Annotated in this window: 15 protein-coding genes; 4 read left to right on the top strand and 11 right to left on the bottom strand. The window is 73.4% G+C overall.

The window, feature by feature from the left end:
- Nucleotides 1–26: 26 nt before the first annotated feature.
- The gene (locus tag QUV83_RS05795) at nt 27–1,073 is read right to left on the bottom strand and encodes a tRNA (adenine-N1)-methyltransferase (protein ID WP_289563242.1); all 1,047 of its coding nucleotides are present in this window, start codon (nt 1,071–1,073) and stop codon (nt 27–29) included.
- 11 nt (nt 1,074–1,084) lie between these two features.
- The gene (locus tag QUV83_RS05790; protein ID WP_289563240.1) at nt 1,085–2,212 is read right to left on the bottom strand and encodes a site-2 protease family protein; all 1,128 of its coding nucleotides are present in this window, start codon (nt 2,210–2,212) and stop codon (nt 1,085–1,087) included.
- An 82-nt stretch (nt 2,213–2,294) separates the two neighbouring features.
- On the opposite strand from QUV83_RS05790, the gene QUV83_RS05785 reads away from it, so the two are divergent.
- Complete coding sequence (locus tag QUV83_RS05785) at nt 2,295–3,233, top strand: RecB family exonuclease (protein ID WP_289563238.1); 939 nt, start codon at nt 2,295–2,297, stop codon at nt 3,231–3,233.
- Between the two features lie 14 nt (nt 3,234–3,247).
- Here the strand turns inward: QUV83_RS05785 and QUV83_RS05780 are convergent, their stop codons facing one another.
- Nucleotides 3,248–4,006: an HAD family hydrolase gene (locus tag QUV83_RS05780; protein WP_289563236.1), complete on the bottom strand. Its 759-nt coding sequence runs from the start codon at nt 4,004–4,006 to the stop codon at nt 3,248–3,250.
- Between the two features lie 107 nt (nt 4,007–4,113).
- Here QUV83_RS05780 and QUV83_RS05775 point away from each other — a divergent pair, with 107 nt between their 5' ends.
- A complete protein-coding gene (locus QUV83_RS05775; protein ID WP_289563235.1) occupies nt 4,114–4,977 on the top strand; it encodes a PAC2 family protein in 864 nt (287 codons plus the stop codon).
- Here QUV83_RS05775 and mshC read toward each other — a convergent pair.
- A complete protein-coding gene (gene mshC, locus QUV83_RS05770) occupies nt 4,974–6,236 on the bottom strand; it encodes a cysteine--1-D-myo-inosityl 2-amino-2-deoxy-alpha-D-glucopyranoside ligase (protein ID WP_289563233.1) in 1,263 nt (420 codons plus the stop codon). The two genes, QUV83_RS05775 and mshC, sit on opposite strands and share 4 nt — an antisense overlap.
- Before the next feature lie 32 nt (nt 6,237–6,268).
- The gene (locus tag QUV83_RS05765) at nt 6,269–7,165 is read right to left on the bottom strand and encodes an undecaprenyl-diphosphate phosphatase (protein WP_289563231.1); all 897 of its coding nucleotides are present in this window, start codon (nt 7,163–7,165) and stop codon (nt 6,269–6,271) included.
- A 65-nt stretch (nt 7,166–7,230) separates the two neighbouring features.
- On the opposite strand from QUV83_RS05765, the gene QUV83_RS05760 reads away from it, so the two are divergent.
- Nucleotides 7,231–8,193 carry an aldo/keto reductase gene (locus QUV83_RS05760; RefSeq protein WP_289563230.1) on the top strand — a complete coding sequence of 321 codons (963 nt, stop codon included), beginning with the start codon at nt 7,231–7,233 and terminating at the stop codon, nt 8,191–8,193.
- A 16-nt stretch (nt 8,194–8,209) separates the two neighbouring features.
- Here the strand turns inward: QUV83_RS05760 and QUV83_RS05755 are convergent, their stop codons facing one another.
- A complete protein-coding gene (locus tag QUV83_RS05755) occupies nt 8,210–8,542 on the bottom strand; it encodes a primosomal protein (protein WP_289563229.1) in 333 nt (110 codons plus the stop codon).
- A gap of 94 nt (nt 8,543–8,636) precedes the next feature.
- On the opposite strand from QUV83_RS05755, the gene QUV83_RS05750 reads away from it, so the two are divergent.
- A complete protein-coding gene (locus QUV83_RS05750) occupies nt 8,637–8,894 on the top strand; it encodes a DUF5703 family protein (RefSeq protein ID WP_289563228.1) in 258 nt (85 codons plus the stop codon).
- Nucleotides 8,895–8,906: 12 nt separating this feature from the next.
- Here the strand turns inward: QUV83_RS05750 and QUV83_RS05745 are convergent, their stop codons facing one another.
- The 5 genes from QUV83_RS05745 to QUV83_RS05725 all read right to left on the bottom strand — a co-directional run bounded on the left by QUV83_RS05745 (nt 8,907) and on the right by QUV83_RS05725 (nt 15,647).
- Nucleotides 8,907–10,280 carry a M20/M25/M40 family metallo-hydrolase gene (locus QUV83_RS05745; protein ID WP_289563226.1) on the bottom strand — a complete coding sequence of 458 codons (1,374 nt, stop codon included), beginning with the start codon at nt 10,278–10,280 and terminating at the stop codon, nt 8,907–8,909.
- Nucleotides 10,281–10,356: 76 nt separating this feature from the next.
- Nucleotides 10,357–12,459 carry a M3 family metallopeptidase gene (locus tag QUV83_RS05740; protein ID WP_289563225.1) on the bottom strand — a complete coding sequence of 701 codons (2,103 nt, stop codon included), beginning with the start codon at nt 12,457–12,459 and terminating at the stop codon, nt 10,357–10,359.
- Nucleotides 12,460–12,480: 21 nt separating this feature from the next.
- Complete coding sequence (locus QUV83_RS05735) at nt 12,481–13,509, bottom strand: NAD-dependent epimerase/dehydratase family protein (protein WP_289563224.1); 1,029 nt, start codon at nt 13,507–13,509, stop codon at nt 12,481–12,483.
- Nucleotides 13,510–13,570: 61 nt separating this feature from the next.
- Nucleotides 13,571–14,113: a dihydrofolate reductase family protein gene (locus QUV83_RS05730; protein WP_289563223.1), complete on the bottom strand. Its 543-nt coding sequence runs from the start codon at nt 14,111–14,113 to the stop codon at nt 13,571–13,573.
- A 43-nt stretch (nt 14,114–14,156) separates the two neighbouring features.
- Nucleotides 14,157–15,647, bottom strand: coding sequence for an APC family permease (locus tag QUV83_RS05725; protein ID WP_289563222.1), 1,491 nt, complete (start codon nt 15,645–15,647; stop codon nt 14,157–14,159).
- Between the last annotated feature and the right edge of the window lie 5 nt (nt 15,648–15,652).

Below are 15,652 nucleotides of genomic sequence, written 5' to 3'. Positions count from 1 at the left end.
GCGGCGGCTCGCCCGCCAGACTGGCGTCACTCGGTGACGGGACCCCGCCCGACATCGCGGCGCACGCGGCGGATCTTCTTGTCGGAGATGGGCCGCTCGCCCAGCGCCTCGGGCGTCCACGCCTCGTCCGGCACCGCCGACGCGCTGCTCGCCTCGGCGTCCTGCGAGCCCGGCAGCGGGTAGGCGCCCTTCGACGGGCGACGGCGGCGCAGCGGCGCGTCGACCCCGTCGGCCAGGCGCCGGGTGGTGAGCAGGAAGCCGGTGTGCCCGATCATCCGGTGCTGGGGGCGGACGGCGAGCCCTTCGAGGTGCCAGCCGCGGACCATGGACTCCCACGCCTCGGGCTCGGTGTAGCGCCCATCGGCGCGGAGGTCCTCGGCGAGGCGGGAGAGCTGGGTGGTGGTCGCGACGTAGGCGATCAGCACGCCGCCGGGCGCCAGCGCGTCGGCGACGGCCTCGAGGTTCTCCCACGGGGCGAGCATGTCCAGCACCACGCGGTCCACGGAGCCGGGCTCCGCCACCGTCGGCAGCACGTCGGACAGGTCGCCGACGGACAGCCGCCACGCCGGGTGCGGGCCGCCGAAGAACGACTCGACGTTGCCGCGCGCGATCTCCGCGAAGTCCTCGCGCCGCTCGATGGAGTGCAGGTGGCCGCCGTCGCCCACCGCGCGCAGCAGCGACATGGTGAGCGCGCCGGAGCCGACACCGGCCTCGACCACCCGGGCGCCCGGGTAGATGTCCGCCATGGCGACGATCTGGCCGGCGTCCTTGGGGTAGACCACTGCCGCGCCACGCGGCATCGAGAGCACGAAGTCGCTCAGCAGGGGGCGCAGCGCCAGGTACTCGATGCCCGCGGTGTTGCGCACCACGGTGCCCTCGGGGGCGCCGATGAGCTGGTCGTGCGTGAAGTAGCCCTTGTGCGTGTGGAACGAGCCGCCGGGGGTCAGCGTGATGGTGTGCAGGCGGCCGCGCGGGTCCGTCAACTGGACTCGGTCGCCCTCCCGCAGCGGGCCGCGGCGCTGGGCCGCCCCGGTGCTGGTGGTCGTGGGGGAAGTGGGCGTCTGGTCGGTCACGGGGGTCGAGTCTAGGAGCGCAGCGCCGCGATCACGTCCGCGGCGCGGACGATGGCCGTCACGCGGCCGTCCTGGACGGCCGCGACGACGCCCGATGTGCGGGTCACATGGCCGACGGCGCGCACCAGGTCGGCGCCCCGCAGCCTGGCGTCGACCACCGCGCCCACGGGAATCACCACCGCGACAGCCGAGACGGGGGTGACGGCCCGATGCTCGGGCGGGACGGCGGCAGCCGCGGCCTGGTCGACGTAGGCGGCGGGACGGCCGTCGGGCGACAGGATCACGACCTCGTCGGCCTGGGCCTGGCCGCGGGCCCGGTCGACGTCCGCGAGGGTGGCCTGCACCGGCACCGACGTGGCGCGCCGCCCGACGGACTCCACCGTGAGGCTCTCCAGGTTGCGGTTGGTGCGGCCGGCGGTGATCGCCGCTGACGCCCCGTTCCAGAGGAACGCCCCGATCAGGGCCGCCCACACCACCGTGAACAGGTCCACCGGCCGGCCCTGGGCCAGCGGCGTCGCCAGGGCCCACACGAGCACCCCGATCGCGACGACCCTGCCCGCCCAGCCCGCAGCCACCGAGCCCTTGTGACGGTCGCCAGTGACCTGCCACACAGCCGCCTGGAGGATCTGGCCGCCATCGAGCGGCAGGCCGGGCACGAGGTTGAACAACCCGACGAAGCCGTTGGAGATCGCCCCGGCGTACAGCAGCAGCGCTAGCAGCCCGGTGGAGGGCCCGGCCTGGGCGCCCAACCAGAAGAGCAGCGCGAGGACCAGGTTCGCGACGGGGCCGACGACGGCGACGAGCGCGCTGGTGGCCGGTGTCGGCGCCACCCCGCTGAACGTGGTGTGGCCGCCCCACACGGTGAGCGCGAACTCCTCGACATGCTGGCCGCGAGCGCGGGCCATGAGGCCGTGTGCCAACTCGTGGATGAGCACCGAGCCGAACAGCAACACCGCGAAGCCGAACGCCACGACGTACCTGGCCGCGCCGATCTGCGGCGCGGCGGCCTCGACGGTGGGCGCGAAGATCAGCGTCAGCACCGCGGCGGCGAGGATCCAGCTACGGGTGAGGATGATCGGGGCGCCGGCCACGCGGCCGATGACCCAGCCGGGGGCGCCGGGGCGCGCGCTGTTACTCACCCGGTCAGCCTAGGTGCCCGAGGCGCCTGCGCGGCCCAAGCCCGGCGACCGCGGTGTCAGGCCCCGCGCCTAGGCTGGCGGCGTGCCGACCACGCAGACCCCGTTCCTCCCACCCGAGCCTCCCAGCAGCGAGGCGCCCGGTGGTGAGGCGCCTGCCGAGCGCCGCTCCACGCCCGGCCTCTCCCCCTCACGCGCGAACGACTTCCTGCAGTGCCCGCTGCTGTTCCGGTTCCGGGTGGTCGACCGCCTCCCCGAGCCGCCGAGCGCGGCAGCCGTGCGGGGCACCCTGGTCCACGCCGTGCTCGAGCACCTCTTCGACCTGCCCGCTGGCCAGCGCACCCTCGCCGCGGCGCACGCGATGCTGCCCCAGCGCTGGGAGGAGCTGCGCGCCGCCCAGCCGCGGCACGCAGAGCTCTTCGAGCAGGAGGCCGAGTGGGACGAGTGGCTGGCCAGCGCTGGCCGCCTGCTCGACACGTACTTCACCCTCGAGGACCCGAACCGCCTGCAGCCGCATGAGCGGGAGATGTCGGTGCGCACGCAACTCGACGACGGCCCGCAGCTCCGCGGCATCGTCGACCGCCTGGACGTGGCGCCGAACGGGGCCATGCGGGTCGTGGACTACAAGACGGGGCGCTCCCCACGGGCCGGCTACGAGAGCTCGGCGCTGTTCCAGATGCGCTTCTACGCGTTCATGCTGTGGCGCGAGCGCGGCGAGCTGCCGCGCATGCTGCAGCTCGTCTACCTGGGTGATGGCACGATCCTGCGCCACGAGCCCACCGAGCCGGAGATGCTCAGCCTCGAGGCCCGGGTCCGCTCGATCTGGACAGGCATCGAGGACACGGCCCGCAGCGGCGACTGGCGGCCGCGCAAGTCGAAGCTGTGCGACTGGTGCGCGCACCGCGACCTCTGCCCGGCCTTCGGCGGCACGCCGCCGGAGATCCCCGAGGGGGCCGTGCGGCTCGCCCTCGGGGTGGAGCCGGTGGCCGGCGGCCGTCCGCTCACGCCCGCCGACGCCACCTGACCCCCGCGAGCGTCCTAGCGGGGCTCGAGCAGCTCGCCCCGCAGCACCCGGCCGAGCTCGCCCAGCGTCACGTCAGCCAGTGACCGGACCCTGCTGACACCGGGCCGCGGCGCGAGCCCCACCATCACCTCGACGGCGACGACGTGTGCCCCCGAGGCGACGGCCGAGGAGATGCCCGCGGGCGAGTCCTCGAACGCGATGCAGTCGGCGATGTCCACTCCGAGCCGCGCGGCGGCGGTGAGGTAGGGCTCCGGGTCGGGCTTCGGGCGGGCCACCTCGTCGCCGCACACCGAGATGTCGAACACCCCGGCGGAGCGCACGAACGGGTCGGCGAGCTCGCGATGCGAGGACGTGACCAGCGCCATCGGCACCTGGGCATCGACGAGCGCGGCCAGCAGCTCCTGGGCGCCAGGCTGCCACGGGGTCCCCGCGGCGACACCGGCGGCGACCCGGCTGTTGAGGAACGAGCAGATCTCCTCGTCAGAGAGGTCGACGCCCCGAGCCCGCAGCGCGGCGGCGCACGTCTCCATCGGGTTGCCGACCATCGCGAGGCCGTCCTCATGCGTCCACTCGGCGCCGTGCAGGGCTGCCAACTCGAGCTCCGCGCCAATCCAGAACGGCTCGGAGTCGATGAGCGTGCCGTCCATGTCCCACAGCACAGCGGCCGGGAGCGCCGGAGCGGACGACGGCGGCGGCGACCCGGCGGGGCGGCTGGCGGCGGAGCGCGCGGTCATGTCGAGGGCGTTGAGGGCTGTGTCAGCAAGATCGGGCATCTAGCCGATGGTAGGCGAGCCGCCCTGGAAGCGGCCCGGCAGCCCACGCGCGCCGTGTTCGGCGCTGCGGCTCGGACGGTCCGTGACAGCGCCCCTAGGCTGGGGTGATGAGCGAGCAGCCACAGGGGCCGACCGACGTCCCGACGAGGGACCCGATCATGCTGGCCGCCTTCGAGGGCTGGAACGACGCCGGATCGGCAGCGACCCAGGCGCTCGAGCACCTGCATGAGGTGTGGGCGGCGGAGCAGGTCGACGAGCTCGACCCGGAGGATTACCACGACTTCCAGGTGAACCGGCCGATCGTCGGGCCCGGCCCTGACGGGCGGCGGGAGATCACCTGGCCCACCACATCCGTGGCGGTGGCCTCGGCTCCGCGCACGGGCCGCCAGGTGGTGCTGGTGCACGGCATCGAGCCGTCGATGCGCTGGCGGCGGTACTGCGCGGAGCTGCTGGACATCGCGGAGCGGCTGGGGGTGCGTACGGTGGTGACGGTGGGCGCCCTGCTCGCCGACGTGCCGCACACGCGGCCCATCCCGGTGACGACCACGAGCGAGGACGCGACGGTCCGCGAGCGCCTCGGGGTGGAGACCAACAGCTATGAGGGGCCCACGGGCATCGTCGGCGTGCTGCAGCACGAGGCGGAGGCGCGGGGCATGAACGCCCTGTCGCTGTGGGCCGCGGTGCCGCACTACGTGGCGCACCCGCCCTCGCCGAAGGCGACGCTGTCGCTGCTGACCAGCATCGAGGGGCTGATCGGGGAGCCGGTGCCGCTCGGCGAGCTGCCGGACGACGCGATCGCCTGGCAGCACGGCGTGGACGAGCTCTCCGCCGAGGACAGCGAGATCGCCGAGTACGTGCACCAGCTCGAGGAGGCGAAGGACACCGCCGAGCTGCCCGAGGCGAGCGGTGAGGCCATCGCCCAGGAGTTCGAGCGCTACCTGCGCCGGCGGGACAAGGGCACCGGCGGCTAGAGCCGCACGCCGAGCAGGGTGTTGACGGCCCGCGCGATCACGCCGGGCGCCCCCTCGACCGCGTCGTCGGTGCTCCCGCGCGAGATCGACTCGGCGGCCCACGCGTCGACGGCCGCCAGCGCGGCGGGCGCGTCGAGGTCGTTCGCGATCGCCGCCCGCATCGCGGCGAGGGTCGCCGTCGCGTCGGGCCCGCCGTTGCCGGCGACGGCGGCGCGCCACCGCTCCAGGCGCTGCCGGGCGACGACCAGGTCGTTGCGGGTCCAGCTCCAGTCGTCGGCGTAGTGGTGGGCCAGCAGCGCCAGGCGGATGGCCATCGGGTCCTCGCCGGCCTCGCGCAGCCGCGAGACGAGCACCAGGTTGCCGCGCGACTTGCTCATCTTCTCGCCGTCGAGGCCCACCATCCCCGCGTGCACGTGGTGGCGGGCGCCGTGGCCGTGGTCGAGCAGCCGGGCGTGGGAGGTGCTCATCTCGTGGTGCGGGAAGCGCAGGTCCACGCCGCCGCCCTGCACGTCGAACGGGAGGCCGAGGCCGTCGCGGGCGATCACCGCGCACTCGATGTGCCAGCCGGGGCGGCCACGGCCGAGCGTGCCGCCGTCCCAGGCGGGCTCGTCGGGGCGCTCGGCGCGCCACAGCAGCGGGTCCAGCGGGTGGCGCTTGCCGGGACGGTCGGGGTCTCCCCCGCGCTCGCCGAAGACCTCGAGCATCGCCTCGGCGTCGAGTCCGGCGACCTCGCCGAAGGCCGGGTCGGCGGAGAGGTCGGCGTACACGTCGCCCTCGCCGTGGCCCGTGGCGTCGGGGACGCCGACCCGGTAGGCGGCGCCGGCCGCCACGAGCTGCTCGACGGCGTCGACGACGGCGGGCACGGACTCGACGGCGCCGGTGTAGACGTCCGGCGGGACGACGCCGAGCGCCGTCATGTCCTCCGCGAAGAGGGCCGTCTGCTCGCGGGCCAGCTCACGCCAGTCCATGCCGGTGGCGGTGGCACGCTCGAGCAGCGGGTCGTCGACGTCGGTGACGTTGGAGGCGTACCGCACCCGCTGCCCGGCGTCGGTCCAGGCCCGCACCAGCAGGTCGAAGGCGACGTAGGTGGCCGCGTGGCCCAGGTGGGTCGCGTCGTACGGGGTGATCCCGCACACGTACAGCGTGGCGGTGGGCCCCGGCGCGGCCACGACGAGCTCGCCGGTGGAGGTGTCCCGGACTCGGACGGGCTCCCCTTGTCCGGGGAGCTGGGGGATCTGCGGGGCCGGCCAGGTAAGCACGTCGGAAGCCTAACCGCCGTGGGCGGGCACTCCTACAACGCCCCCTGCGGCTGGACGCCGATGGGGTCGAGCACGCCGGTGAGCAGGAGGATCGCCACGACCGCGGCCAACGCCAGGCGGTAGATGACGAACGGCTTGTAGCTGAACGTCGAGACGATCTTGAGGAACGCGATGATGACCACGTAGCCAACCGCGAACGCCACGATCGTGGCCACCAGCGTCGAGGCGAAGCTGGGCGTGCCGTTCTGGCCGAAGTCGCCCACGCTCTTCGCGAGCTGGAACAGGCCCGAGCCGAACACCGCGGGCAGCGCCAGCAGGAACGAGTACCGCGCCGCGGCCTCGCGGGTGTAGCCCATGAGGAGCCCGCCGGTGATCGTGCCGCCCGAGCGGGACACGCCGGGGATCAGCGCCATCGCCTGCGCGAAGCCGAACAGCACCGCGTCCTTGGTGTTGAGCTCGGTGATCTCGCGCCGCTTCGAGCCGATCCGGTCCGCCCAGCCGAGCACCAGCGCGAAGCCGGCGAGGGTGAGGACGATGAGCCACAGGTTGCGGAAGCTGCCCTCGATCTTGTCCTGGAAAGCCAGCCCGAGGACGACGATCGGCACCGACCCGAGGGCGATGAACCAGGCCATCAGCGCCTCGTGGTCCGGCCGCTGCCCCCGCGGGGCGCCGAGCCGGGCGCGCAGGTCGGTCCCCCGGTCGCCGCGCACCGAGCTCCACCAGGCGCGGCAGATGCTCGCGATATCGCGCCGGAAGTAGAGCAGCACGGCGGTCTCGGTGCCGATCTGCGTGATGGCGGTGAACGCCGCGCCGGGATCGGCCGAGCCGATCAACTCGCCGACGATGCGCAGGTGCGCGCTCGACGACACCGGGAGGAACTCGGTGAGCCCCTGCACCAGTCCGAGGACGATTGCTTCCCATGTACCCATGCCGGACTCCACGAGCGTGAACGATAGCCCCCCCGACGACGACTCCCCGATTACCCTTGCGCCTCATGGAACAGCGCCAGGTCGGCCGCACGGGTCTTCGCGTCTCTCACCTCGGCCTGGGCACCCTGACCTGGAGCCGGGACACCGACGAGCACGAGGCCCGCGAGCAGCTCCGCGACTTCGTCGACGCGGGCGGCACGCTGGTGGACACCTCGGCCTCATACGCCGACGGCGGCGCGGAGGAGCTGATCGGCTCGCTGCTCGGCGACGTGGTGGCCCGCGAGGACGTGGTGCTGTGCACCAAGGCCGGCGTGCGGCGCACCGCGTCCGGGGGCGTCGTCGACGCGTCCCGTGGCGGGCTGCTGACCACGCTGGACGCCTCCCTCGCGCGGCTGCGCACCGACCACGTGGACCTGTGGCTGGTGCAGACGCCCGATCCGCGCACGCCGCTCACGGAGACGGTCTCCGCGCTGCGGCTCGCCGTCACGAGCGGGCGGGCCCGGTACGTCGGGCTGTCGAACCACGCCGGATGGCAGGTGGCGCGCGCGGCCACGCTGCTGGGCGACGACGTGGGCCTGGCCGCCGTCGAGGCGGAGTACTCGCTGCTGCAGCGCGGCATCGAACGCGAGGTGCTCCCCGCCGCCGCTGATCTGGGCGTCGGGGTGCTCGCCTGGTCGCCGCTGGGTCGCGGGGTGCTGACGGGCAAGTACCGCCGCACGATCCCCGCGGACTCGCGTGCCGCGTCCCCGCACCTGGCGGGCTTCGTCGAGCCCTACCTGGGCGCCGACTCGCTCGCGGTCGTGGAGGCTGTGGCGATCGCCGCACAGGGCCTGGACCGCAGCCCCCTCGACGTGGCGCTGGCGTGGCTGCGGGTGCGGGCCCAGGTGTCGTCGGCGATTGTCGGCGCGCGCACCGCCGCGCAGCTCCGCGCCTCGTTGGCCGCGGAGGACGTCCAGCTGCCGCCGGAGATCCTCCGTGCCCTGGACGAGGTCAGCGCGCCCGACCTGGGCTATCCCGAGCGCCGCTGACCCTCACACCCGCCGGTCACTGGTCCTGGCGGGCCGATCCGTCGACCAGGTCGTCCAGGTCGTCGTACTCGTCGTCGTCGGCGGCGTGCGGGGCGTCGCCCTCCTCGTCGAAGTCGTCGTCATCGTCATCGTCGTCGTCGTCGTCTTCGTCGTCCGCGAGGTCGAACGGCGTCGCCTCGCCGTGCACGGTCGCCAACGCGTCGTCGTACACCTCGAAGGCGTCGGCGAGGATGTCGTACGCGTCGTCCACTGCTGGGTCGTCCTCGCCACGCCGGGTGGTCACGGCGAGGTAGTGGGCTTCGAGGGCGGCGATCAAGCGGTCAAGCGCGGCACGGGGGTCGGCGGTCATGCCACGACGGTAGCGCCGAGCCGTGCACAATGGCACTGAATCAACCGGGGCCAGTCGGCGTTGTCCCGGTCTGTCAGGAGAACGGTGGTGGCGGATGGCCGACAGTCACACAGGACGTCCCGTCCAGCGGGCGAGGAACACGCCCGCAGCGCAGTTCGAGTACCGGGTGCTCACGTTCCCGGGCACCGTCAGCCGCGGCGACACCCGCAGGAGGCTGACGGAGGAGGCCGAGTACGGCCGGTGGGAGCTGGCACGCACCCGCCTCTACGCCGGTGGCGAGCGCAAGGTATGGCTCCGGCGCAAGATCATCCGGGTGCGCAGCACGCTCGACTTGGTGCCCGACCTCGGCTGAGCGGCTTCCCGGTCAGGCCGTCTGGAGCAGCCGGTCGAGGACCCGCACCCCGAACCGCAGCGCGTCGGCCGGGACCCGCTCGTCCACGCCGTGGAACATCGAGGAGAAGTCCAGCGAGGAGGGCAGCCGGAGCGGGGCGAAGCCGTAACCGGTGATGCCGAGCACCGACAGCGACTTGTTGTCGGTGCCGCCCGAGAGCGTGTACGGAAGCACCGCGGCGCCCGGGTCCTCCGCGAGCAGCGCCGCCGTCATCGCGTCCACGAGGTCGCCCTCGAACGGGACCTCCAGCGCCACGTCGCGGTGCAGCACCTCGATCCGCACCTCCGGCCCGGCCAGCTCGTGGAGGGTCGACATGAGCTGGGCCTCGTGCCCGGGCAGGAAACGCCCGTCGATGACGGCCTCGGCGCGGCCGGGGATGACGTTCGCCTTGTACCCGGCGGTGAGCTGGGTGGGGTTCGCGGTGTTCCGCAGCGTCGCGCCGACGAATCGCGACGCGGGGCCGAGCGCCCGCACCAGCCGGTCGACGGTCTGCGGGTCGTACGGGTCGAACGGGAGCCCGGTGAGGTCCGCGACGCCGCGCAGCAGCCGCTCCACCGTGGGCGTCAGGGCCAGCGGCCACGGGTGCTGTCCGATGCGCGCCACGGCCGCGGCGAGGTGCGTGACGGCGTTGTCGTGGTTGACCTGGCTGCCGTGGCCGGCCCGGCCGTCGGCGACCAGGCGCAGCCAGCCGATGCCCTTCTCGGCGGTCTGCAGCAGGTAGGCCCGGCGGCCGTCGACCTCGACGGAGAATCCGCCGACCTCGCTGATCGCCTCGGTGGCGCCCTCGAACAGGTCGGGGCGGTGGTCCACAGCCCACCGGGCGCCCTTGACGCCACCGGCCTCCTCGTCGGCGAAGAACGCGAGCACCACGTCCCGTGCGGGCTTGCGGCCCTCGCGGGCCATCTGCCGCACGACGGCGATCATCATCGCGTCCATGTCCTTCATGTCCACGGCGCCGCGGCCCCAGATCAGGCCGTCGCGCTCCTCACCGCCGAACGGGTCCACCGACCAGTCGGAGGCCTGCGCCGGGACCACGTCCAGGTGCCCGTGCAGCACGAGCGCCGGACGCTCCCGGTCGCGCCCCTCGAGCCGCACCACGACATTGGCCCTGCCCGGCTCGCTCTCGAAGTACTCAGGGTCCAGCCCGACCTCGGTCAGCAGCCCCATGACGTACTCCGCCGCGGCGCGCTCCCCCGGCCCGGACCCGTCGCCGTAGTTCGACGTGTCGATCCGGATCAGCTCTTGGCAGATGCGGACGACCTCGTCAGCGGCGGTCGGGTGGCCGCCTGAGGCAGCGGGGGCGCCGACGGGCGCGGTGGACGAGGCACGGTCATCACCTGCGGACATGCCCCTCACCGTACCCGTCGGCGGATCACCAGGTCAGGCTCCTGCCACCCGGTGGACTCCCGCGCCCGACCCCCGCTCAGTCGGTCGAGGCCGACGCCGCCGCGAGCAGGCCGCGCCGCGCGAGCAGCGGGGTGATCTCCGGGTCGCGGCCGCGCAGCTCCCGGAACGCGTCCATCGGGTCGCCCGAGCCGCCGCGCGCGAGCAGCGTGCGACGGAACCGCTCGCCGTTCTCGCGGCTGAGGCCGCCGTTCTCCTCGAACCACGTCACCGTGTCCGCGTCGAGCACCTCCGACCAGATGTACGAGTAGTAGCCCGCGGAGTACCCGCCCCCGAACACGTGGTTGAAGTACGTGGTGCGGTAGCGCGGGGGCACCGGCTCGAACGCCACGCCGGCGCGCTCGAGCGCCGCGGCCTCGAAGGGCACGACGTCCTCGGCGTCGGTCGGCACGTCCTGCGGCGCCAACTGGTACCAGGCCTGGTCCAGCAGCGCCGCGGCCAGGTACTCGGTGGTGGCGAAGCCCTCGTTGTCGAGCCGCGAGGCCAGCATGGTGTCGACCCACTCCTGGGGCATCGGCTCGCCGGTGACGTGGTGCACGGCGTACGCGCGCAAGATCGACGGCTCCCACGCCCACATCTCGTTGACCTGCGACGGGTACTCCACGAAGTCCCGGGGCACCTCGGTGCCGGACTGCGATGGGTGCCGCACATCCGAGAACAGCCCGTGCAGTGCGTGGCCGAACTCGTGGAACATCGTGATGACCTCGTCCCAGGCGAGCAGTGTCGGCTCGCCCGCCGGGGGCTTGGGGATGTTGAGGTTGTTGACCACCACGGGCTTCTCGCCCAGCAGGTGGGACTGGTCCACCAGGTTGTTCATCCAGGCCCCGCCGCGCTTGGACTCGCGGGTCCAGAAGTCGCCGAGGAACAGCCCCAGCGCCGTGCCGTCCTCCTCGAAGACCTCGAAGACGCGCACGTCGGGGTGGTAGCCCTTGAGGTCGGCGCGCTCGGTGAACCGGATGCCGTAGAGCTCGGTGGCCGCGCGGAAGACCCCGTCGTGCAGCACACGCTCCAGCTCGAGGTAGGGCCGCAGCAGCGAGTCGTCGAGCGAGCGGCGCTCCTTGCGCACCTGCTCGGCGTAGTACGCCCAGTCCCATGCCTCGAGCTCGGCGCCGGGCACGTCGCGCTCCAGGGCGGCCTGCAGGTCGGCCGCCTCGGCGCGGGCGTTCGCGACGGCGGCGGGCGCGAGCTGGGTCAGGATGCCCGTGGCCGCCGCGGAGGTCTTCGCGGTGGCGTCCTCGGCGATGTAGGCGGCGTGGTGCTCATAACCCAGCAGGCGGGCCCGCTCGGCGCGCAGCCGCACGAGGGCGAGCACCGTGGCGCGGGTGTCGTGGTCGTCGCCGGTGGCGCCACGTGTCACGGATGCCGTGTGCAGCCGCTCGCGCAGCGCGCGGTCCCGCAGCACGGCCAGCGGGGCCTGCTGGGTGGGCAGCTGCAGCTCGATGAGCCAGGCGCCCTCGTGGCCACGGTCCGTCGCGGCCTGGGCGGCGGCGGCGCGGGCGTCGGACGAGAGCCCGTCGAGCTCGCGCTCGTCCGTCACCAGCACCGCCGCGACATTGGCGCCGGCCAGCAGCTTGCGGCCGAAGGCCGTCTCCAGCGACGTGATCTCCGCGTTGAGCGCGCGCAGCTGGTCCTGGGACTCGGCGTCCAGGCCGATGCCCGCACGGATGAACGCCGTGCGCTGGCGGTGCAGCAGCCAGGCGGTGTCCGGCTCCAGCGTGAGATCTCCGGACTCGACGGCCTGGTGCAGTGCCTCGAGCCGGGCGAAGATCCGCGCGTCGAGGTACAGGGCGTCCGCGTGGGCGGCCAGCAGGGGCGCCACCTCCTCCTCGATGGCCTCGAGGCCGGGGGTGGAGTCGGAGCTCGACTGGTTGAAGAACGCCGTGGCCGCGCGGTGCAGGAGCCGCCCGGAGCGCTCCAGCGCCTCCAGCGTGTTCTCCGGGGTGGGCGCGGCGGGGTCGGTGGCGATCTGCTCGATCTCGGCCCGCTGCTGGGCCATCCCCGCGAGCATCGCCGGCAGGAAGTGCTCCTCCCGGATGCGGGAGAAGTCCGGCAGGCCGTACGGCAGCGTGGACGGGGTGGCGAAGGGGTTGGCCGGGTCGAGGTCGATCGTCATGCCGGCCATCATTCCCGACGCGGGGATCGCTCAGCGTGCGGCGCGCGCCAGGTGGGCGTCCTCGGCGGCGTAGTCGAAGAAGTCGCGCCCGGCCTCCATGCGCGCCACGCCGGGGAACGCGGTGCGCCAGTCCTCGCGCGCGGCGGCCGCGAGGAGCCACTCGATCGCCGCCTCGACGGTCTGCTCATATCCGCCGGGCGCGGTGTAGCCGAGCTCCCGGGCGGCGGCCGTCATGTCCAGCACCACCGGCCTCGGCACGGCCCACGGCGTCAGGCCCACGTTGCCGCGCGGCGGCCCGCTGAGCGGCACGGTCTCGGCCTCGTGCCCCATCGCGGCGTGCACCACCGCGCCGATCTCCGCGACGGTGAGCGCCTGCGGGTCGGCGGCGTTCAGCACACGCGTCCCGGGTGCGGCGGCGGCCAACCGCACGAGCTCGCCCAGCACGGCGCCGGAGGTGGTGTGGAACCGGCTCTCGCCGTTGTGGGCCACCACGCGCACGGCGCGCCCGTCGAGCGCGCGCTTCACGAACGTCCACTCGCGGGGCTGCACGCAGCCGGGGCCGTGGATCGCGCCGGGCCGCAGCACGGTGACCGGCACGTCGGGCTGGCCCAGCCACGCCTGTTCCAGCGCCGCCTTGCCGGCGGCATAGCCCGTGCGGCCAGGGGCGACTGTCGCCTGCCCCTCGCCCACCGGATCGGGCAGGTCGGGGAACTCGTCTGTCTCGAGGGAGCGCCCGGCGCCGTCCGCGTAGACGGCGGCACTGGAGACCACCACGGCCGATCCCACCCGGTCCCGGTGCGCGAGCACCTGGGCGGCGTCGCGGTCGTCGTAGGCGATCACGTCGACCAGCACGTCGACCCCGGCGCCCAGGGCGCGGTCCAACGCGGCCGGGTCGCGGCGGTCGCCCAGCACCGGCTCGGCGCCCCAGGCGCGGACCCGCTCGACGTGGTCGCCCGAGCCCCGGCACAGGACGCGGACGTCCCACCCGTCGGCGAGCAAGGCCCCCACGGCCGCCTGCCCGATCTGCCCGCTGCCGCCCAGCACCAACGCGTCTGCCATGCGCTGACGCTATCCGCACCGGCGGCGGCACACTGCGTCTGCGTCTGCGTCTGCGTCTGCGTTAAGCCTCCTGCGGACCCCGGCCGTAGCGCAGCTCCATGAACGAGCTGCCGAGCCGCTGGACGTCCCGCAGCTCCCATGTGCCGGGCAGCCGCGCGGGGAGCAGCGGCGATCCGCCGCCCAGCACCACAGGCGCGATCCCGAGCCAGATCTCGTCGAGCAGCCCACGCTCGGCGAATTGCGCGACGAGCCCGCCGCCGCCCACCAGCCACACGTTCCGCCCGGCGGCGGCCTCGACCAGGCGGGCATGCACGTCGCCCACGTCGTCGCTGGTCAACTCGATGTCGGCATCAGGGAACAGCCGCAGCTCCCGGTGTGTGAACACCGCCGTGCGCAGGCCGGGGTACGGCCATGCCGCCTCCCCGAGGAGGAACTCGTAGGTGGTCGCCCCCATGGCGATCGCGCCCACGTCGGCCATGAACGCCTGGTAGTGCTCGCCCACGCCCTCCGCGTCGTTGAACTGGAACAGCCAGTCCAGGGAGCCCTGCTCGTCGGCGATGTGGCCGTCCATGCTGGCGGCCACGTAGTACTGGGTCAGCGTCATCTCGGCAGCGTCCCACCCGGGTCCGACACCGCAACCGCTCCCCTCAGCCGGGAGGCGTCTTGAGGGCCCCGGGCGCCTCCGACGGCGGGACCCCGGGCGCCAGCCTGCTGTGCCGCCTGCCGTAGGCGAGGTAGATCACGAAGCCGATGGCCATCCAGGCCACGAACCGCAGCCACGTCTCGACGGGAAGGTTGAGCATCAGCCACACACACGTCAGCACACCGAGGATGGGCACGAGCGGCACCCACGGCGTGCGGAACGGCCGGTGCAGGTCCGGCCGGGTGCGGCGCAGGATCGGGACGGCGACGCACACCACGGTGAACGCGAAGAGGGTCCCGATGCTCACCAGCTCGGACAGCTCGCTGAGCGGCACGAACGCGGCCAGCGCGACCACCCCCAGGCCGATCAGCACAGTGATCGTCGACGGGGCGCCGTGCTTGTTCACCCGGGCGAGGCGCTCGGGCACCAGCCGGTCGCGGGCCATCGCGAACAGCACACGGGACTGCCCCAGCATGAGCACGAGGATCACCGTCGTGATCCCCACCACCGCGCCCAGCGCGACCAGCTTGGCCGCCCAGGTGACGCCCAGGGTCTCGAACGCCTGCGCCAGCGGGTCCGCGTCGTTGAGCTCCTTGTACGGGACCATCCCGGTGATCGTCGCCGCCACCGCCATGTACAGCACCGTGCAGATCGCCAGCGAGCCGAGGATGCCGCGGGGCATGTCCTTCTGCGGGTTCCGCGTCTCCTCGGCGGTCGTCGCGACGATGTCGAAGCCGATGTAGGAGAAGAAGACGACTGACGCCGCCGCGAGGATGCCGTACACGCCGTAGGCCGTCGGCTCGAGGCCGAGGACCGCTTGCACGATCGGCTGCCGCAGCACGTCCGCGCTCCCCGGCGGGAGCTCCTCCGCCGGGGGGATGAACGGCCGGTAGTTGGCGGTGTCGATGTACCGCAGCCCCACCACGATCACGATGAGGATGACCGCGAGCTTGACCACCACGAGCGCTCCCGTGAACCGCCCCGCGTCCTTGGCGCCCAGCAGCAGCAGCGCCGTGAGCGCCACGACGATCGCCGCTGCCGCGAAGTCCGGTTGCGCGTCCGCGCCGGCCATCCACGTCGGCAGGCCCAGCAGGGTCTGCAGGTAGGCCGACCAGCCCCGCGCGACGACGGCCGCCCCGAGCATGAGCTCGAGCAGCAGGTCCCAGCCGATGATCCACGCGATCACCTCGCCGAGTGTCGCGTAGGAGTAGGAGTAGGCGCTGCCCGCCACCGGGACGCTCGATGCGAGCTCCGCGTAGCAGAGGGCCGCGAACCCGCAGGTGATCCCCGCGAGCAGGAACGAGATCGTCACCGCGGGGCCGGCGTTGACGGCGGCCTGCTGGCCGGTGAGCACGAAGATGCCCGTGCCGATGATCACGCCGATGCCGAAGGAGATCAGGTCGATCGTCCGCAGCTCGTGTTTGAGCTGGTGGCCGGGGTCGTCTGTCTCCGCGATGGCCTGCTCGATGGTCTTGACGCGACGCTGCATCGCCATGGAGG

This window comes from Cellulomonas cellasea (assembly GCF_030372105.1).
GTDB classification, from domain to species: Bacteria; Actinomycetota; Actinomycetes; order Actinomycetales; family Cellulomonadaceae; genus Cellulomonas_A; species Cellulomonas_A cellasea_A.
The sequence above is the reverse complement of the archived record's forward strand: the minus strand, read 5'-3'. Positions and strand labels throughout refer to the sequence as shown.